This is a genomic window from Ruminococcus albus 7 = DSM 20455, from assembly GCF_000179635.2.
GTDB lineage: Bacteria > Bacillota > Clostridia > Oscillospirales > Ruminococcaceae > Hominimerdicola > Hominimerdicola alba.
Genome location: NC_014833.1, coordinates 1,561,518 through 1,581,822, shown reverse-complemented (window position 1 = coordinate 1,581,822; position 20,305 = coordinate 1,561,518). Strand labels below are relative to the sequence as shown.

16 protein-coding genes are annotated in these 20,305 nt (G+C 43.6%); 3 read left to right on the top strand and 13 right to left on the bottom strand.

Annotated features, from left to right (window positions below):
- Position 1: 1 nt before the first annotated feature.
- Both RUMAL_RS06985 and RUMAL_RS06980 read right to left on the bottom strand, forming a co-directional pair.
- A complete protein-coding gene (locus RUMAL_RS06985) occupies positions 2-1,027 on the bottom strand; it encodes a DsrE/DsrF/DrsH-like family protein (protein ID WP_013498055.1) in 1,026 nt (341 codons plus the stop codon).
- Between the two features lie 154 nt (positions 1,028-1,181).
- Positions 1,182-3,128 carry an endo-1,4-beta-xylanase gene (locus RUMAL_RS06980; protein ID WP_013498054.1) on the bottom strand — a complete coding sequence of 649 codons (1,947 nt, stop codon included), beginning with the start codon at positions 3,126-3,128 and terminating at the stop codon, positions 1,182-1,184.
- A 461-nt stretch (positions 3,129-3,589) separates the two neighbouring features.
- Here RUMAL_RS06980 and RUMAL_RS06975 point away from each other — a divergent pair, with 461 nt between their 5' ends.
- Positions 3,590-4,696, top strand: a complete 1,107-nt coding sequence (locus RUMAL_RS06975; RefSeq protein ID WP_013498053.1) for a TraB/GumN family protein — start codon at positions 3,590-3,592, stop codon at positions 4,694-4,696.
- Positions 4,697-4,816: 120 nt separating this feature from the next.
- On the opposite strand, the gene RUMAL_RS06970 is transcribed toward RUMAL_RS06975, so the two are convergent.
- Together RUMAL_RS06970 and RUMAL_RS06965 are read right to left on the bottom strand one after the other, a co-directional pair.
- A complete protein-coding gene (locus RUMAL_RS06970) occupies positions 4,817-7,369 on the bottom strand; it encodes a glycoside hydrolase family 9 protein (RefSeq protein ID WP_013498052.1) in 2,553 nt (850 codons plus the stop codon).
- A 229-nt stretch (positions 7,370-7,598) separates the two neighbouring features.
- Positions 7,599-9,410, bottom strand: coding sequence for a glycosyl hydrolase (locus tag RUMAL_RS06965; RefSeq protein ID WP_013498051.1), 1,812 nt, complete (start codon positions 9,408-9,410; stop codon positions 7,599-7,601).
- 454 nt (positions 9,411-9,864) lie between these two features.
- Between RUMAL_RS06965 and RUMAL_RS06960 the strand changes: the two genes are divergently transcribed.
- Positions 9,865-10,338, top strand: coding sequence for a hypothetical protein (locus tag RUMAL_RS06960; protein WP_013498050.1), 474 nt, complete (start codon positions 9,865-9,867; stop codon positions 10,336-10,338).
- Between the two features lie 10 nt (positions 10,339-10,348).
- Positions 10,349-10,759, top strand: coding sequence for a ribosomal maturation YjgA family protein (locus RUMAL_RS06955; protein WP_013498049.1), 411 nt, complete (start codon positions 10,349-10,351; stop codon positions 10,757-10,759).
- A gap of 109 nt (positions 10,760-10,868) precedes the next feature.
- Here RUMAL_RS06955 and RUMAL_RS06950 read toward each other — a convergent pair whose 3' ends face one another.
- The 9 genes from RUMAL_RS06950 to RUMAL_RS06910 form a co-directional block, all read right to left on the bottom strand.
- Positions 10,869-11,489 carry a hypothetical protein gene (locus tag RUMAL_RS06950; RefSeq protein WP_013498048.1) on the bottom strand — a complete coding sequence of 207 codons (621 nt, stop codon included), beginning with the start codon at positions 11,487-11,489 and terminating at the stop codon, positions 10,869-10,871.
- Positions 11,490-11,576: 87 nt separating this feature from the next.
- Positions 11,577-12,077, bottom strand: coding sequence for a hypothetical protein (locus RUMAL_RS06945; protein WP_013498047.1), 501 nt, complete (start codon positions 12,075-12,077; stop codon positions 11,577-11,579).
- Between the two features lie 376 nt (positions 12,078-12,453).
- Positions 12,454-13,917: a cellulase family glycosylhydrolase gene (locus tag RUMAL_RS06940; protein ID WP_013498046.1), complete on the bottom strand. Its 1,464-nt coding sequence runs from the start codon at positions 13,915-13,917 to the stop codon at positions 12,454-12,456.
- 537 nt (positions 13,918-14,454) lie between these two features.
- Positions 14,455-15,813 (bottom strand): MATE family efflux transporter, encoded by a 1,359-nt coding sequence (locus RUMAL_RS06935; protein WP_013498045.1) that lies wholly within the window; start codon positions 15,811-15,813, stop codon positions 14,455-14,457.
- 393 nt (positions 15,814-16,206) lie between these two features.
- The gene (locus RUMAL_RS06930) at positions 16,207-17,073 is read right to left on the bottom strand and encodes a CPBP family intramembrane glutamic endopeptidase (protein ID WP_013498044.1); all 867 of its coding nucleotides are present in this window, start codon (positions 17,071-17,073) and stop codon (positions 16,207-16,209) included.
- Positions 17,063-17,809 (bottom strand): ABC-2 transporter permease, encoded by a 747-nt coding sequence (locus RUMAL_RS06925; protein ID WP_013498043.1) that lies wholly within the window; start codon positions 17,807-17,809, stop codon positions 17,063-17,065. Before RUMAL_RS06925 ends, RUMAL_RS06930 begins: the two co-directional genes overlap by 11 nt.
- A 1-nt stretch (position 17,810) precedes the next feature.
- Positions 17,811-18,578 carry an ABC-2 transporter permease gene (locus RUMAL_RS06920; protein WP_013498042.1) on the bottom strand — a complete coding sequence of 256 codons (768 nt, stop codon included), beginning with the start codon at positions 18,576-18,578 and terminating at the stop codon, positions 17,811-17,813.
- Positions 18,578-19,456, bottom strand: coding sequence for an ABC transporter ATP-binding protein (locus RUMAL_RS06915; protein WP_013498041.1), 879 nt, complete (start codon positions 19,454-19,456; stop codon positions 18,578-18,580). The genes RUMAL_RS06920 and RUMAL_RS06915 overlap by 1 nt, the downstream gene beginning before the upstream one ends.
- A gap of 1 nt (position 19,457) precedes the next feature.
- Complete coding sequence (locus tag RUMAL_RS06910) at positions 19,458-19,832, bottom strand: GntR family transcriptional regulator (protein ID WP_013498040.1); 375 nt, start codon at positions 19,830-19,832, stop codon at positions 19,458-19,460.
- Positions 19,833-20,305: the final 473 nt, after the last annotated feature.

Sequence of the window (20,305 nt, the reverse complement as noted above, 5' to 3'; positions counted from 1 at the left end):
CTTATATGAACAAACTCATATCGCTCTGCTCTCCCGAGCCTATGAAAGTCGCAGCGCCGCCAAGTTCTACGCCGTCAATAAGCTCCTCCTGCCTTATACCCATTATATCCATTGACATCTGACAAGCCACCAGACGTACCCCCTGCTTTTTCGCAGACTCCATCAATCCCTCAAGAGTATCCACACCCTTGCTTTTCATGATGCCGCGTATCATCTTAGCACCCATGCCGCCCATATTCATCCGCGACAATCCCAACCGCTTCGTACCTCTCGGCATCATTAAGCCGAACATCTTCTCTATTATATTCTTCCTGACCTTCACTTTTTCATGGCGGCGCAGTATATTCAGCCCCCAGAAAGTAAAAAACAGTGTGACCTTTCTTCCCATTGAAGCTGCCGCATTAGCCATAATGAATGCAGCTATCGTTTTATCAAGATCTCCGCTGAACAGTACGAAGGTCTTTCCGTCAGGACGCTCTGCGTTCTGCTTTGCCGCATAGTTTCTCTCTATCAGGGCACTTATCTCCCCTCCCCTGTTTTCAAGGTTTATAAGGGTATTCCCTGTTCTTTCGCACCATACAGCTATATCGGAAGAAAAAGCACTTTCATCAGAAGTTATCAGCACACGCTGACCGAACTGCATATCACTAAGTATCTCCGCCGTCCTTACAACAGGACCGGGACATCGTATACCTTTAAGATCAAGAACAGCCGGCGGTGCATTTTTGATGTACTCACTTACAGCTTCATATCCGCCCTCGATATTAAATGCCTCATATCCGCGGTCAGAAAGTATCTCAGTGACCTCCCCGCTAAGCTCCCCTGTCCTGCACAGAACATAAACAGGTTTTGCCTTGTCAAGTTCCGAAAGCCGTTTTGAGATCTCAGAAAATGGTATATTCACAGCCCCTGCAACAGGGTTTGTGATAACCTCATCCCTTTCACGTATATCAACTATAGTTACACCGCTCTTTGCCACCGAAAGAAACGCTTGCGGCGTTATATTATTTATGACAGTTTCTTCCATATACTTCACCTCATTATAATAATATCTCCATTTGGTGAACATTTCAAGAACCGCGATGTAAATAACATATTAATTCTATCATATTAGTATGTTTAAATCCGAACAAAAACGGCAGTTCCCGAAGGAACTGCCGTTATAGGTCTGTGAAATAATATTACTGAACAGTAACAGTGATAGCGTTCTTGATAGCGTTAGTAGTATCCCACTTACCGTTAACTCTTGCAGCAACTGCAACCTTATAGGTCATGCCGGGAGTCAGGTTCTTGGGAGTTACATAGCTGTTATTTGTGATGTTAGTGGTCTGAACTCTCCACTTGCCTGCCAGATATACAGCGATACCGTACTTGTCAGCGCCCTTGACCTTGTCCCATACGAACTGTATCTGGTGATACTTTGTACTGTAATTTGCCTTAACATTTGTAGGATAAGTATCAACAGGATCGGGATCATTTTCATTTTCGTTTTCAGTTTCGGTATACTCGATACCGTCAACGATAGACTCAAAGCAAGGCTTTACCGAGTAATCCTGGTTGAACAACAGCGGATCACGGTCAGCTCTCCAGCTGAGGTCATCAGTAGTACCCCAAACAACAACCGCAGAAACATAGTCCTTGTAATCAACTATAGCATCCATGATGTCGCTGTAGTACTTAGCCTGGAGATCGAACCTCTTGTTGTTTACAGTAGCATCCAGCTCTGTGATCTGTATATCAAGACCGGTCTTGCTGAACTTGTCAAGTGCCTGTCTGTACATACTTACGCTCGGGAACGGATCAGAACCGCCGTTGTTGGTAACGTTCAGATGCGACTGCATACCGATGCCGTCGATGTAGTGACCGCTGGAATTGATATCCTGGCACAGTTTTACGATAGCATCGCTCTTCTGCATATACTCGTTATAGTCATTGTAGTAGAGCTTGCAGCCTGAGGGAGCATACTTCTTAGCGTATATGAATGCAGGCTTGATGAATGAGTTGTCACCGAAGATCTGCACCCACGGAGATGACTGATAACCGTTGGAAGAATCAGGAACGCCGGGATTTCTGGGCGCACCCGCATCGGTGAAGCACTCGTTCACAACGTCCCACGCATAGAAGTCAACATCGGGATATTCTTTCTTTACTGCGGTGAAAACGTTCTTGATGTAGTTTTCCATACGTCTGAGCATCTTTTCCTTAGATACCCACTCGCCGTTGGCATCATAGTTTTCTTTGAAGAACCAGATAGGAGTCTGCTGGTGCCATACCAGGACGTGACCTCTCATGGGGATATTGTTATCGCGGGCAAAGTCGAGTATGGGCTTTGCAGCGTCAAGAGTTACCTGCGGGTTTTCGTCATCGCCCGATGCCGCCAGTGCTAGGCAAGCCTGTTGGTCGAGAACGCTGTCAGGCTTCAGCTCGTTGCCTGCTGTAAGGCTGTTGAAATGCTTTTTGATAAGTGCCTTTGTAGACTTTGGTGCAAGTTCGGAAACAGTGGTAGCAGTGCCGAATTTGAACATATCGCCGTAAACATTTTTAAGTGAAGGTGCAGTCAGATCAAGATTGTTGGGCGACTCACATATGGTAAGATCGTCTATGTACAGATCGTTTGCATCGCCTGTTGTTTCAATATACAGCGAAACATCTTTTTCGTCCGAGCCGTAGGAGAAGCTGGCGCTCAGCTCAACATAATCGCCCTGTGAAACGGCTTTTGCGAGGTTAGTGTACTGGGGCGAGTCTGAGCCTGCGGGCGTATGCTGCATCGAGATGCAGACAGTGTTATACCACTGTGCCTTTACCTTAACGGTGATGTCATACTTAACGTAAGGTTCAAGTATACCCTCCAGTGCTATCGAAGGACCGTTCCAGCTCTTGCTTCTGCCTGTTACAGACATTACCTTGCTGCCGCTGGGTGCAGCGGAGTCCTCAACGACCTTGATAACAGAAGTATCGCTGTCACCGCGCTTTGAGAACATCGAAACGTTTCCGTCCTCGAAATCAGTCGAGAAAGCAGGGCTTGCTGATTCAGCTGTAGCTGTAAATGCAGCACCCGGTATCATGGAAGATGCCATAGTCAGGCAAAGTGCATAAGCAGCCAGCTTTTTTACTAAATTTCCATTCATGGTGGATAACCTCCCTCAAATATTTAAGTTTATTATACCACACCTTAGTATAAGTGTCAATGATATTTAAGACATCAGTGCAATTTTTGGTCAAAACAGCACAATAAATGAAAAATATTAACCACCTGGATTAACTGACTAAAAAAAGCTAAACAAAGTGCATCATTCTTAACTATGCAAACCAAACAAATTACCATACTCTCATCATATACAGATATGCCTGCAATAATAATAATATAGCACATTGACTGTTATATCATTATGCACATCATGCCTCAGGAAAAGATTTACAAAATTCAGATGCCAACTCAGTTTTTTAAGGACGATTTTTACAAACATTGTGTTTGATGGGTGAAATCAGATTAATATATATTGACATTTTAGCGCGATAAGTGTATAATCATTAAGTTAATTTTATATTATCAAAAAGTATACAGTTATCAGGAAAGGAAAATAAAAACATGGAAAAGAAAATACTTATCGCAGCGCTTGCTATAGTAATGGCATTTTCATGCGCTTCATGCGGAAAGAAGGATGACGATTCTTCAAGCAAGGCTGATACAGTATCATCAGCTGCCGACACTACCGTTACAAGTGATGAAGAAACAGCAGTAACTACCGCTGATGAAACAGCAGTTACCACCAGTGATGAAACTGCTCCTGCAGGCGAGAATTCTTTTGGTTCTACAGCTGACATCAACGAATTCATCAAAACCAAGGAGATAGATCCTCCCCTGTGGAAGGTGACAGATCCCAAAAGCGGAAACTCTATGTACCTCTTAGGTACTATACACGTACTTCCCTCCGAAGTATCAGATTATCCTGCAGATCTTATGGATATCTACAACAGCTGTGATTCTATCGCAGTAGAGTATGATGTAACTGCCCTTCAGAACGATGTCAACGCTCAGATGGAGTATGTTAACGGCATGGTTTATTCTGACGGGACCTCCGCTAAGGATCACCTCTCCGAGGAAACATATAACAAGGCAAAGGATTACTTCACAAGCATAGGTGCAAACACAAAAATGCTTGATCAGTACAAGACAGGCTACTGGATAAACCAGCTGACTACCGTTATGCTCCTCAGACTTGAAAATGTTGAGCTGTCGGGAACTGATGTATATTTCATCACCAAGGCACAGGCAGACGGCAAGGAAGTTATCAGTATCGAAGAACTGTCCATGCAGACAGATGCTCTCACTGCTTATTCTGATGAATACGCTGATTATGCTATTAGCGATATGCTTAATGATATGGACGATATAAAAGGTTTCGCTGAGGAATACAGCGAGCTCTTTGAGAAATGGGCTAACGGCGACGGTGAGATACCTCTCGATGACGATGTAGATCTTGAGGAACTGCCAAAGGATCTTCTGGATGACCACGAGGCTTATATGAAGGTCATGCTCGATGACCGCAACAAGTACATGGCTGATAAGGCTTCCGAGTATCTCAAGGAAGGCAAGAACTGCCTGTTCATGGTAGGTGCAGGTCATTACTCCGGCGAGAACGGCGTTGATAATCTCCTTGAAAAAATGGGTTATACCGTTGAAAAGATCGGCTGATAAACGATTTTCATGATCATAAAATCAAAAGCCATAGGTGAAGACAAGAATTCTTCGCCTATGGCTTTTTTATACGGATATGATAAAGGGGCGCTGCATAATACAGCACCCCTTAACCTATTATTTGCCAATAGAATTGATCTTTGATTTTGTAGAAGGAAGACTCTTCTGAGAGAGAGCCTTTACTGCTACCAGCTGAACAGCACGTACATCCAGAGTGTTTATGCCGTCAGAATCAACACAGTCAGCATTCTTCAGACCTGCTGCAGTGATAGGATACTTCTTGGGATACTTGAGATACTGAGCCATAAGTACAGCATCTGCCATATCAACCTTTCCGTCACAGTTTGCATCACCGTATGTTGCAGGAGCACTGCTGTTCTCGGATTCGGATTCAAATTCAGGTTTTGATCCGTCAGGCTCAATACCGCCAACAAGCTTATCGCCGCTGTATACGCAGATATTCTCGGTCTTTACCTCAGTACCTGTAGCGAAGAAAGCATCGTCTACCTCATAGATCTTCAGATCCTTGTAGCTGGGGTCATCGGTAGGATCCCACATATCGCCGTAATACAGACCAACAGTGAACTGATACTTCTTTCCGGAGTTTGCGATGTTGTAATCATCCCACTTTATCTCAGCATAGTACATATCGTTCATCTTGTCATACTTGTAGGGACCGCTGATAGTACCATTAGCGGGAGCAGCTTCAACAGCAGCCTGATCGTAAAGCTCGGAAACCTTGATATTGTTGGGGTCTTTCATACCCTTTGTGCTGAAGTAGTAACGTACCGAAAGATCCTCGACCTTCTTGGTGGAAGCAGTCATTACATAAAGGGATATTTTTGTAACGCCTGCACCGTCAGAATGCAGATCGTCGATACCGCAGGCAGTTACCCAGCATTCGTTGCTTGTAGAACCGCCGTTTGTACCCGAGAATGTGGGCTTGGGCGGGAAGTTCTTTGTAGGAGCCATCTTGGAAGTGCCGTAGTACTTGTAAAGACCTGCGCTTGCGCCTACGAAAGCTGCGTTGTAGTCGATAGTAACTTCGTTGTATATCCAGTCCTTGGTTATATCGTTGTGACGATCCTGATTATCGGGACCGCCTGCAAGTGCGCCAAAGAGAACATATCTCTGGGGATCGGGATCTTCACACTTGGTAAGACCTGAACTTGCTCTGTGGTGAGGATACTGTACAGAATTCTCATCGAAACCTACTATGAAGCTTCTGCTGCCGTGGAGTTCGTCATCGCTCCATGGCTTAGGCTCACCGTTCTTCTCAGCTGCATTGTTTTCCTCAATACGCTCAAGATAGGTGATATCATTGTTGCCCATGATGTATTCCATCTGGCTCTTAGCCCAGTCGCTGTACTTGTTTGGCTTATCACCGTTGTACTTGGTGTATACCAGTGCTTCCAGCTGTGCAGCAGTGTTATAACGTGCACTGCCCCAGGTATCCAGCCACCAGTAACCCTGAGGAGTTACCTTACCTACGCCGCCTGTCATATAAGTATTTATAGCCTTCTCAACAGACTCCCAGCAGTTCATCTGCTCATAGGGACTCTTGTTTGCAGCTTTTTTGAATTCCTCAATGAAATCGGGATAAACGTATTCGCCCTTGGTGTAAGGAGTATCTCTGCATATCTCACCGAGTATACACTGTACGCCGCCCCATACGTCATTCCAGCAGTGAACATAGCAGGGTGCTGCATAGAAGTCGTAGTTGGGGTAGATCTCTTCGAGATACATATGATCGCCAGTTATCTTGTAGAGCCAAGCAGCAGCCCAGCAGTAGTCGTCTTCCCATTTGCTGGATCTGTAATAGCCCTTAGGACCGTCGCCGTTATCGGAAAGATCCTTAGGATTATCCATAGCGAACTTGAAGAGTGCCTTTGCGTATTTAAGGCTCTTCTGAGCATAGGTCTTGTCAGTGTCCTTGAAGTTCAGATAGTTGATAGCAAGGGAAGCTGCAGCAGATGCTGCATAGTCAGTCTGAGGCTTCTCTGGTGTCAGGAAGAATGCAGATCTTGCCATTTCGTCCATCTCGGGAGAATTCCAGTACTTGTGATCCAGGTCACCGTCGCCTACCTGATAGCAGTGAAGTACAACATCACCGTTCTTATCAAGGAATGTACACTTCATAAGATAATCATTGAAATGACGGAGTATGGTCTCAATGTGATCCTGCTCACCTATCTTGATGTAAGAATCACGGAACTCATAGTAACCCCAGCCCACAGTTGAAGCAGCATAGTTTTCAGGCATACCGAATTTAACATGGTCACCCGCATCGTGATAACCGCCTGCAACATCAACATAGCCGTCGCCGTCAGGATCAAGAAGGCTCTTGTACTTCTTGATCTGTGATTCTGTCAGGTTCACGCCTTCCCAGTCCTCGATTGGGTGGAGCGGAACTTTTGAATCATAGGTGTGACAATTGCCTCTCCATTCAAACCGGTTGTTTCCTTCAACGTCATCGCCGCACATATTCGCATCGTAGAAATACATGGAATACTGTAATGCTCTTGCAAAGTCGTATCGAACACCGGATGAATTTTCGATAGCTTCCTTGAGCTCGCCTGCAGCGTGTACAGACGGGATCATGGCAGCAGTCTGGCTAAGCGCGAGTACCGCACCTGCCGCGGCTGAGATCAGCCTGGTTTTCAATTTCATGATAATACCTCCATAAAATTTTATTCTGTAATCAACAGCCATATCCCGGAACATGGACCATTTCTCAGATCATGTTCACGTCACCGCGAACGCCTGATGATCCAGCCGTGTTAATACAGGATATTATCCCCCTCTGTAACACGGCTGAGGCCCGTTTTAATCACCGGCCGTACCATGAAAATACAATGATCTGATCATCGGTCTGTATCCGGTATATCGATGATGAATATCAGACACCTAATGATTTGATGATGCCAGCAACATACTTCTGTATCTTGATCGCATCAGAAGCAGTTATGCCGTCACCTGTGTTATCTACATCAGCATTAGCTTTGCCCTGCGCAGTGAGAGTATATTTTTTTGGCGAAGCAAGATGCTGTTTTACAAGCACTAAATCAGATATATTTACCTTTCCGTCACAGTTTGCATCACCGTAAACGACTTTTGCCTTAGTTACCTCTCCACCGGATATCGGATAGTTCTTCAGGTCAGGCAGCTCATCAAGAGTTATGCAGTACTCACTGTTGTATACATCAATAAGATTATCCACAGGATTGTTCTGCTCACTTGTAAGGTAATTCATATACCAGGGGCAGAAGTACAGCCAGTATGCCCTTTCATTCTTCAGATTCTCAATAGATGGTATTGAATCGTTTTCCGACATGGCAACCATTTTCTGACCGTCCGTACTCTGTACAAGGCTGTAGAAAGTAGCTGATATCGAACTGAGGTTAGGCAGGCCGTCCTTGGCGTTATATTTATCATATCCTATGATATCCACCACATCATCACCGGGATACCATGCTGATGAAGTCGGGAAGGTATAACCTGTCCATTCCCAGATAAGGTTGTCAAGACCATATACATTGGTAAGCTGGTCATAGAGCAGACGGTACAGCTTTTTGCAAGCCTCTGGACCCTCAGCGCCCCACCAGAACCAGCCGCCCTCAGCCTCATGCAGAGGTCGCCATATAACAGGCACATCAGCATCCTTTAGCTTTTTAAGCTCACCTGCGATAAGTTCTATATCAGCCATCAGCACTTCATTCTCCCATGTGCCTTCTTCAAGGGCATTGGTTATGCTGAAAGTAGTGTATGTAGCACTTGCAGACTTAACATAGAAAGCAGTTTCTGTACTTCCCTTTTCACAAGGAACGTTCCAGTGCCATGTCAGGGTAGCGATGCCGTGATACTTGTTCGTCCACTCGATAGCACGCTCGGGAGCATTGTCACGCCATGAAGATGTAGTGTTGTATGCCAGCAGGTCTATTCCGCGTATAGCAGGCTGCTTGCCTGTCTTATCGAGGATATACTCAAATTCAGCTTCATTGTCCTTTATGAATACATCAGGGCTGTTCCATGAATTGTAGTTATGTGAACCGCAGTATTCCTGCTGACCCGCGATTATATGCTTACCATACTGGTCACGGAGATAGCTGTAAAGCCGCTTAGCAGAATCAGAAGCATTGGGGTTTGAAAGCTCGGCAGTCGGGCTAAGCTTTGATATATGCTCAGGCGCAGGTGCTATCTTTAGATAATCAAAATAGGTGTAGCCCCAGTAGCCTTCGAGCTCAATGGTATTCTTACCCTTATTCAGCAGGACGATACCGCCCGATGTCTCTGCAAACGATTCATTATAAGGGAAGCTGACCTCCCCCTGGTTGACACCGTTTACATTGAGATACTGCACCTTCTTGTTTCTGTCGCTGGGCTGGCAGTAGCAGAAAGTAAGCTGATACAGACCATCCGCAGGGACCTCAACCTCGACACTGACAGTAGTTCCCTTCTGATCAAGATATGAGAAACCCTTTCCCGAGAAATTTGAAAGGTCGGTATCATCGCTCCAATCTCCGCCGCGTTTAAGACCTTCTGTACCATTGGCAAATATCTTGCCGCCCGAAGTCCTGCCGTTTTCAAATTCATACACCTGCGCACTGCCTGAGGAATTCTCAGCAAAAGCGGTGACCGCAGGAGTAACCGCAGAACAAGCAAGTATTACCGCTGCAGCAGCGGACATTACATTGAGTACACATCTTTTCATTTCATTCATCCTTCTTTCATTATATTTACCCTATAATAAACCCTAATTGTGCAAATCGTCAATAACGAAGCAGATATATGCATATTATTGACAATTAGAATATTGTGTAAACTCACCACCAATAATATATCACGTTTTCAAGAAAAATGCAATAGTTTCAACAAAAAATTTAAATAATTAATATTGCTGATTTAAAAATAAACATCCTACATTATTGGTTTTTTTGATGAATGAAACAATCGGAAGATACTATATAAAATAAACGATAAAGAAGCTTATATGATCTTTCTATGCCAATACACTTTTATACAGATCTCGGATCGAAGACGAAGCCTCTGCTAAATTTTCTGATGTTTAATAAAAAGTTATTGTTTTTCGATAATTTTCTATTGACAAACAGTTTCTTATGTGATATAATGATGTCACAATAATATTTTATGGGAGTTTATCTTATATGGAAAAAAATATGATCACCGATGCTTTCCCGAATACTGACAGCAGACTTGACGTTGATGATATGGACCAAAGATCCCAAAAAAGCAACCTGTGGATCTGGATCGTTATTCTGATTGTATGGCTTCCGTTGTTGGGCTACCTGGCGATACTATTTATTTTCTCGCCGCACACCTACCACTTTTTTATCGACCGTGAGAAAGTAAGCGAGGAATTCAACCTCGACCTCACCGATGACGTTAAACTTGTGAGCTACTGTGACAGAAGCTTTCTATGCGTTATAGACAGCGAGCTTATCGTTGAAGTCAATGATCCGGAAGTATTTCTGAAAAACAACATAACGTGCGATATCGAAAAAGCTGATCCCTCAAGCGGAGATGATTACAAATACAACAAGTACGCAACCGGAATCATCCATATAAGGATAGAGCCGTATGAAGATAAATACCGGGTACATTTAAACTACATTGATTAAGGAGAAAACTATGAAACATACTACGAAACTTAAGCTTATATACACTGCGCTCTTCGCCGTCATGCTCATCACCGAGATACTGATAGGCTTGTACGCCAAAGGATTTATCCGCGCATACATCGGAGACGTTCTCGTTATGCCCACAATGTACTTCTTCGTGCGCATATTCACCGATAAGTTTCCGCGCACCCTCCCGCTGATACTCTTCATCTTTGCCTGCGCAGTTGAAGTGTCACAGTATTTTGAGCTTTATAAAGTCCTCGGTTTCGCCCGCGGAAGTCTGCCTGCAATTTTAATCGGCACCGGCTTTGCGTGGGAAGATATCCTGGCTTACGGCGTGGGAAGCCTGCTCAACATGACCGCTTTGATCTGCCTGAACTCTGCCTTTAAAGCATATACTGTTCCGACATCACAAATATAATCATACTTTTCTAAAAAAGCGTCAGACACTCACCGAAAGGCTGTGTCAGACGCTTTGTATTCTTATCTGATTATTTGGTTTTCAGGTACACCAATATACTCTTTTTTTATTATGGTTGAATAGTTAACGTTCTTGCGGCTTCATCAAAACAATATACCAATTTTTTCTCTAAATTAGTATTATGAACATCAGCCGGGTAAAACAATAATAAAATATCGTGATCACAAGGGTCGGAAGCATTACTTCTTAAAACATAAAAATACATCATATAGTCCGATGCGGAAATTCTAGCTTTGAACTTATATATTCCGTCAGGGAAAGCTTCAAATAGTTCTGCACCTGATAATGTTCCGCTTGAAATATATTCTTCAATGCACTCGCCGATTTCGTAAAAATCGCCTATTCCCTCATGTAATGAAACAGTTATCTCTCCCTCATCATCATACTCCAGAACGCCAAGATGTTCCGGATTGTATTTTAGTGAAACCGTTGAAGCGACATATCCTGCGTGCTCGGTAAAATCACTTGAGAGCATGAACTGCACGTTGTATCCACGTAATCCGGTTTGTACCGCAACAGCGGGAAGCGGTTCTGACGGAGCATTGAATCTTTCATTATTCACTGTATTATTTTTTTCTTGATCCACGTCCATCTGTATTTTATCGATCGCTGTTTTTGTGCCGTCAATTATTTCCTTTGCTCCATTCAATAAGCTGTCAAAAAATCCCATAATGCTATCTCCTTATATTATAATTATATTTGAACGATGCACCGAAAACCATGCATCGCATTTGCCGGAATTTACGACTATATTATACTATCTGACAATAAAACTGGTATAAATAAACCAGGCAACTCCAATAAACATAAGACCGCCGGCCCGTGGTAATGTTCTCATCACAAAAATGAATATCTTCACGGGAATGCTGCATCCCTGATAAAGCTGGTATGCAGGAAAATAACACTTGTGAGGATCGAAAGGTGACACTTTTATCGTGTAGATCTTGTTATTGACTATATATGAGTTATCTTCGCCCAAAAGATTTACAGCTGTTGCCATAACTCCTTTTCCGTTTTCTTCATAAGTAAAGACTGCTGATTTAGTATAAACATGTCCATCCGGCTTTCCGTAAAGACCTCTTGATTCATTTTCGATTCTCGTCCTGGCATTGGTTACGACATATCTTTTTCCGGATTTGCCTCTTGCCTGTACTTTCTTGTGATACAGCAAAAATCCGAATATACCCTTAAATATAGCCACTAGTCCGATAACTACAAAAAACAATACCGCCAAATAAGCAAAAATGTGATCAATCATAAACAAACTCCTAAATCGCCTATTCTAAAAATAATCAGATAGGCAAATCACCGTTTTTTCAAGCAAACAAAATGCCTTATCTGTACAAATATTATACCACTCAATATTGTGAATGTCAATGGACAAAAATGATTTATCCCCGTATTACAGGGATATACCGATCTTCCTAACAAGCTGATCCTGAATATCTCTCATCAAATCACACCGCCTTGAAACCGATCTTATACGCAGCCCTCATCTCAGCGGCAAGGTAGTAAAGGTTTTACCGCACAGCAAGCATTCGCATACATAATGCGGCTTGTTGATGAAAACTGATGTATCAACAACGTTTTATATGCATAATAAAGCGGCTCTGTACAGAACCGCTTTTATAAGATCAATTCGGATAGCAGTAGCAAACCGAGTATACCGTGGTGGAGTTCTTCATACAGCCCACGTGAACCTGGTCGAGGTAACTGCTGAAATTGCTTGTACCGAAAGCGTTTACACAGTCGTTATAAGAGAACTTGGCATAGCTGTGACCGTTCGCACTGCCGAATTCATAAGCCTGTACTTTTGCCCATCCGCTGCCGCCGCTCCAGCTTTGCAGTATAAGTTCTATCTGATTACGGTTGCTGTTGGTGTATTCAACATAGAAGTAACCTTTTTTCTTGATGTTGGATGCATCAAAGCTGCCGCCGTTCTTCGTGGTCATGACGGATACAGGCTGACCCCATGCACCTGCCGAACTTTGTCCCCAGAACAGCGAAACATAAGGGTCACCGCTGCTTGATGACGAACTGCTGCTTGATGACGAGGTATTTCCCGACGATGAACTGTTCGATGAAGAACTGCTTCCGGTGAATACCGAGCATTTCTTTGAGGTCTTCTTTATGCCGTTGCTGCCGTTTATCAGAGTGTTGCCCCAGGAGGTAAGTGAAGTGCCTGACCAATTGTTTGAGATATCAAGATATGAAAGGTCAGAGCCGTTGCCTTTCCACGACCAGCCGAGATAGCCGACATTTTTCTGTGTGCAGTAACTCATGATAGTACCTTCATCAACATCACCGTTAGTGTGCTGACCTCCGAATTCGCCTATCACAACAGGCACACCTATTCCAAGAGCATTGTCGATGTTCTTTTTGACAGTGCTTGAATTTCCTCCTGCGTACTCGTACATATGTATTGAGAACACTGTGTTTTTCTGCGAGTCAGCATTGAACACCGACTTGCCGTAGTCCTTGATGGAATCTGGGTACTGTCCCCAGCCCGCACAATCGACCATTATCATGTTATCAATGCCTGCATTTCTTATGCTCTTCACAGCAGACTTGTTGCCCTCAGCCCATGAATAGCCGTTCCAGCTGCCGTACCACTCGTTAGCTATGTTGAGTATTACATACTTCTCGTTGCCCTGAAGTACGCTTTTGTTCTCAATCCAGTAATCAACAGCTGCTTTGAGGTCTGATGTGCTGTCGCTGCCTGTGGCATCGTGCACTTCCAGTATGCATACAAGATCGTTCTTTTTGCATTCGTTTACTATGCTTTGCAGGTCGCTCTTTGAAGTTTTTGACCACTTTTTGCCGTCAGCAACAACTACCCTTACGGTGTTTGCGCCGTTGTCAGCTGCGCCCTTGATAGAGGTCGAGGTGTATGAACTGTACCATGCGTGTGCAATATTTACGCCGCGCATAACGAAGGTATTTCCGTTAGCATCTTTGATGCTTGTACCGCTGACATAAAACCCTTTTGATGCCGCATCTGCCGGGACTGCGGGCATGGATAATGCCAGCAGCATCGCTGACAGCATTGTTGCAGCTGTGCGTTTCACAGCCTTGAGATTCGTCTGCATATTGACCATTGTTTTCGCTTCCTTTCGGTTTTCTTGATAAATCGTTTACTTGTGTTTCTGAAACGTTTCATTAAATTTACTCTAACACACGATTAAATTTAAGTCAATGGATTTATTAAATGTAAACGTATACACGCTTTGAGTTTTGTAGGCATAAACAAATCATAGTATTATAATTTGTTAATTGATACAAAGTTTTTGCAAATATAACTATCTTGCACCGATAAATTTATACTACATCGGGTAAAAGACCGCCCCCAAATGCACCCGACCGTATCTGCTTCTTTATGCTTTTTCTGTAAAAAATACATGGGTATCCATTCAGCACACCACCACAAAGTGCTGAATAATAACAGAACATCCTGTTGATGTTATCCTTCCACCGCCGCAGGCGGGGAAAGGATATCCGCCAAGTATTTCAAGTTCCGATATAACACCATTTAATTTGGTGTGTCAGAGGAATAACCATAAAAAAAATCAGCATACCCACACATAGCAGGTATGCCGAACGTTATATTTGTTATACAATGGCTTGGTTGTGATCACTCAGGCTGATTTTCTCTCAAAGAAATCTTTCATCGTAATTCTTCGCAGTATAGTGTATGCTATTACCAGTGCCGCACAGGTCGCTGCCCAGCTGAGTGGGTAGGCTTTTAGCAGTGTGGCATACGTTTTGTGGTAAGCGAACACCTTGTACACCCATGTTATTCGCACTCCGCAGATGCCGACTGTGCATATCAGCGCAGGTATGAATGAACGTCCGTAGCCGCGCATACAGCCCGACATTATCTCGATGATGACATTTATTCCCTCGCTCAGCAGTACATACTTAATGCGTATCATGCCGACGGATATTACTGCTTCATTCGAGTTAAAAATGTGTAACAGCGGTCTGCCTGCCAGAAGTATCAGCATCGAAAACACCACTGTGATGACCATGTCCTGTACCAGCGCGATCTTTGTGGCTTTTATGCACCTATCCGGCTGCTTGGCACCGTAATTCTGTCCCACGAATGTGGTACATGCCTGCCCGAAGGAATTTAGTATGTAGTAGGCGAATATCTCGATGTTGAATGCCGCAGATGATGCCGCCATAACATCGCTGCCCAGCTTGTTTATCGAGGACTGTATGATTATGTTGGATATGGCGAATACCATGCCCTGAATGCCTGCTGGCAGTCCGATGTTTATCATCATGCTAAGCTGCTTTTTGTCGATACCGAGTTTTTTAAAAGAGAAATGTATCTCCGAGTTTTCACGTATGAGAAAATATATCAGCAGTACCGAACTTATCAGGTTTGATATAACAGTTGCCAGCGCCACGCCGTTGACCGTCATATCCAGCACCAGCACGAAAAACAGGTTAAGCAGAACGTTTATTACACCCGATGTCAGCAGACATATCAGCGGTGTGCGGGTATTGCCGTGACTTCGGAATACCGCCGAGGCAAAGTCGTACAAAAGTATTACGGGCATTCCTGCCACATAAACACGGAAGTATAGCAGCGCCATGCTGAATACTTCATCGGGTATCGACATACGGCTGAGGATCTGCCGCGACAGAAGTTCACATATCAATGCAAATATCACACCGCCCACAAATGCAAACAGCAGTGCGGTGTGTACCGCTTTGTTGACTTTTTCTGGTTTCCGCTGACCGATAAGCGTTGATATCACGACATTCGCACCTATCGAGATACCTGTGAAAAGGCTGAGTATCAGCGCTGTTACAGGGGTGTTGCTGCCCACAGCTGCCATCGCATTTTTCCCGACACAGCGCCCTACCACCGCGATATCCGCTGCATTGAAAAGCTGCTGCAAAATACCGGTTGCAGCCAACGGAAGTGCAAAGGTCATCAGTTTGTCACCGATGGTTCCGTGAAGCATATCCATATTTTTATTCATTTTAACATCTCCATACCATGAACAAGCTGCGGCTGATATCAACCGCAGCTTATCAGAATATCACTGTATTATTATACCACATTTTGCCCGATTTTTCAACGTTGACCAATTATCACGCATCATATAATGATGTATCTGCATAAAGCCCTGAAAAATGGTCATTTTTTGTTGATGCCAAACTTCACTAACCGCTCAGGTCATTCAATATGGCAAAAAAATTCAATTTTTACACAATTAAAAATCTTCGGATATTTTGCGAATATTTTGTGCAAATTATAATGTCTATCGGATCGATAGACCTGCCGGTGGTAGTCGTGATACCGCAAGAAAAGTTAAGTGGATACAAGCTGCAATAGCACCTCTATGTCTTTTGGCTTTTAAGTGACTTTTGTTTTATGCCGCTTTTTCAGACTTGATCTTTTCAGCTATCATTATCCCTATAGTTGCTGCAGCAGGCACAAGTCCCAGCGCAAGTATACCGAAAAGCAGAGAATTGTCTTTTATTGTCTTTTCAGATATCATCGTCAGCGCCGGTATGTTCATCACATTATCTATCACCATGTGACATATAGCCGCAGGGTATACCGACTTCGTTTTCTCTGTCATCCATGTCAGTACATAACTTAGGGGTATGCATACCGCACACATGGCGATAACTCCCACATAAGGGAATCCGGGGTAATCCCTGCCGAAATCGTACCCGTACCATATAAGCGGCGCGTGCCATACTGCCCATATCACGCCTGTGATACAGCAGGCAGGAAATCTCGGCATGAACTTTTCAAGCTTAGGTGTAAGGTAAGCCCTCCACCCGAATTCCTCACCAAATCCCATTACGATGAATGGTATACAAACCATATATGATAAAAGTATGAGTGGTATCAGCGTCCTTAAACCCGACCCGTACAGGTTCTGGTTCAGCATATCACCCATATCGGTTTGGCTGTCCAATACGAAATGGCAAACAAGCAGATTGATGATACCCATAATCAGCGGTGAAACAGCCGCCGCGATGTATATCCCCTTGTGCTTTTTGAAATGCGCTTTCAGATAGTGTTCGCCCTTGCCCTCTTTCGTTATGATACGTGTGAGGATATTAGCTATAGCAGGATAAAGCATTATCGTCAAGCCTGCCGCCGCAGAGGTCATTCCGCCATTGTGGTCTGAAAAAACTATCTCCAGCACATAGTTGGGGATGTAGCAAAGCATTATGAATATGGCTATCCGCTTTAATGTCAGCTTTTTTTCATTACTTGTCATAGTGCTCCACCCCTTTCAGATAATATCTGCAAGACAGCTTATACGATACTATATACATAACGATTACTATCACGAAGAACATCGCCTGTCCCAGCATCAGCTTCCAGTTCTGCGAAAGGTCTGTCATCATATCCATCAGCATTTCCCATATCTTTTCCGGATTTATAATGCTCAGGTCACCGAAAAGCCCGTAGATAAGCCCTGCTATTATCACAGTTATAACAGCTGTAAGCCTTACCGTGTTGCCTTTCTTTGAACCGAATGCGAATAAGAACGGTACACTGAATCCCCTGCACATCAGCTGTACAAAGAAAAGCAAAAGTATAAGATTGGTGTTATCGGGCGCATCCTGCCCTATGATATCGGCACAGAGCTTGTTCATAAAGCTGCACATGAATGCAGTCATCATCGAGTATATCAGTATTATGATATACTTGCTGCCAACCATGCGCTTTATGCCGTCATCTGTTGAAGTGATGAAGTACGCCCATTTTTTCTGCTCATCTCCCGAGATAAGACTCTCCTGGAACATACCTGCGATATAGAATGATATCACCGTACCGCCTGCGCACATCATACCGAATAATGCAGGCATTGAGTTCATAGCGTCCTTGAATTCCTCAGTGCCGACAGCCACAGGCAGCATTATGAACCCTTTAGATAACAGCAGCACACACAGCAGGCACAGAAAGGTGTTACGATATATCTTAAAGTCTTTATATATAAGTCCCAGCATATCAGCACACCTTCTTTTCCAACAGTTTTTTGGTACACATATAGGATACTATATGAGATACCGCCATAAGCACAGCTGTAGCAGCGGCGATAAGTGGTAAATCAATACCCAACAAGTCGACCATCTCGTTAAATCTGATCACGCCGCCGTTGACCTCTGATATTTCTTTAAGTTTATCGCCCTTATCCTTGAACAGGAATACTACAGGTATCATCAGAACCATGATAAGCAGCATACTTGCCATTCCTGCCTTGTCGCTGTTTTTGAATTTTATATAAAGCGGTATCGAAATCATTTCCATTATGTACAAATACCCGTATATAAATACTGTAATAAGCGCATCGGTCTTTGTAAGCCCCTTGCCGTCAGCCATAACTATCGTTCCTATCTGTATAGCTGAAAATACGTGTGATAACAGCAACCCTGCTATTTTCAAGCCATATCTGTATCTAAGCTGTTCATTTACGGATAGTGGAGAAGTGTAGGTGAATTTCTGCCAGCCGCATTTAATATCCGAGATAAGAGTGTTGTTATCAAAGCATAACATCGGTATCATAGAAGCGGAAATACCAATAAATATCATCATCGATCTGAATATTGGCATAACATCATCCTTTGCCGCATTTTTAGCAAGGTTGCCGTACTTCGCGCTCATAAATACCAGTACGGACAGTATCAGCATAGAGATATATCCCACTGCCGACAGTATCAGCGTTTTCTTTGCCAGTATCACATCATGTTTGAACATGGCGAAATATCTTCTGTTCATTATCTCCACTCCTTTTTCCCGCGGCTGACGTAGAACAGCATTATATCCTCCAGAGTAGTTTTGTCTATCGTTATGCCGGAATACTTCTTTGCAGCGGCACGACGGTCTGCGACCATTACATCAGCCCCGAAATCCGTCAGTCTTGCGCTGATGAAGTCAGACTTTTCTATCTCGGCAAAGTCTTTCTTAGTGCATTTGAGAATACCGTGACTGTCAAGTATATCGTCCTTGTAGCCTGTCAGCAGAAGCTTTCCCTTGTCGATGAATGTAACACTGTCCGCTATCTTTTCAAGGTCAGATGTTATGTGGGATGACATCAGTATAGAGTTGTCCTCGTCCTGAAGATATTCCAGGAATATATCAAGTATCTCGTTACGCACCACAGGGTCAAGACCTGTTGTGGCTTCGTCCATTATCAGCAGCTTAGCCCCGTGTGAAAGCGCAGAAGCTATCTGCAGTTTCATCTTCATCCCCTTTGAGAATTGCCCAAATTTCTTCTTTCTCGGCAGCGCGAACCTGTCCAGATATCCGAAATAAGTTTCACTATCCCAGTTTTCAAACAAGTCCTGAAATATAAAGTCGATATCATTAGCGTTCAGCTGTTCATTGAATGGCAGTTCATCGAACACCGCTGCGATGTTCCGCTTTATCTCGTTCTCGTCTTTGATGTGGTCAAGCCCCATGACTTTAATGCTGCCCTCGTCCGCTTTGACGATATTCAGTATCGTATTTATCGTTGTGGATTTTCCCGCACCGTTCTGCCCGATAAATCCCATTATACTCCCTTTCGGGACATTAAAGCTAAGCTTGTCCAGTGTGAAGCCGTCATATTTTTTGGTCAGCCCGTTTATCTCTATTGCATTTGCATAGTCGTTCATATCAGTTACCTCCGTATATCATTTCTACAATGGAGATCATTTCCTCCAGAGAAATATCACACATCTTTGCAGTATCGCAGGCTTCACCGAGAAGTGCTTCAACTTTCCTGAGATATTCCTCTTTCAGAAGCTCCGCGTTCTGCGTTTTTACAAAGCTGCCCTTGCCTGTGTAAGATTCGATAAAACCGTCTCTTTCAAGTTCTTCGTATGCACGCTTTGTGGTTATCACGCTTATGCGAAGCGCCTGCGCCAGTGCTCTCATCGAAGGAAGAGCGTCCCCTGCCTTCAGTTCGCCTGACATTATCTGAGCCTTTATCTGTGAAACTATCTGTTCGTATATAGGCTCGCCTGTTGAATTTGATATAATTATATCCATAATGAGTACTCACCTTCATGCGTATATATTTGATATATACATTATATCAGACATATACATGCTTGTCAACCCCGCCATTCACGAAATATTACCAAAATATATCTTTCGTTGTTGTAGTATCTTAACAAAATTGTATATGAGCTCTATATACAATATACGTATATCCATTCAACACATCATATACCACCATATATTATTATCTGCCCTATCAGAAGCTTATTCAGAGTATCTCCGTGAATATATAAAAACAGAGGATATCTGTCGGGAGGACAGTTCACTAACGAGTATAAAAACAATAATCTGAGCGAAGTCGAAAAAATAATAAAAATGACTATCAGGCGCGGCAAGCTGGATATGACAGAGCGTGAAGAAATACGTAAGCACATAGATAACGCTCACAATGTGTAATGGGTTGACAAACACTCCTGTTTCGGATATACTATAATAGAAATAGGAAATACCTTGCTCACGGA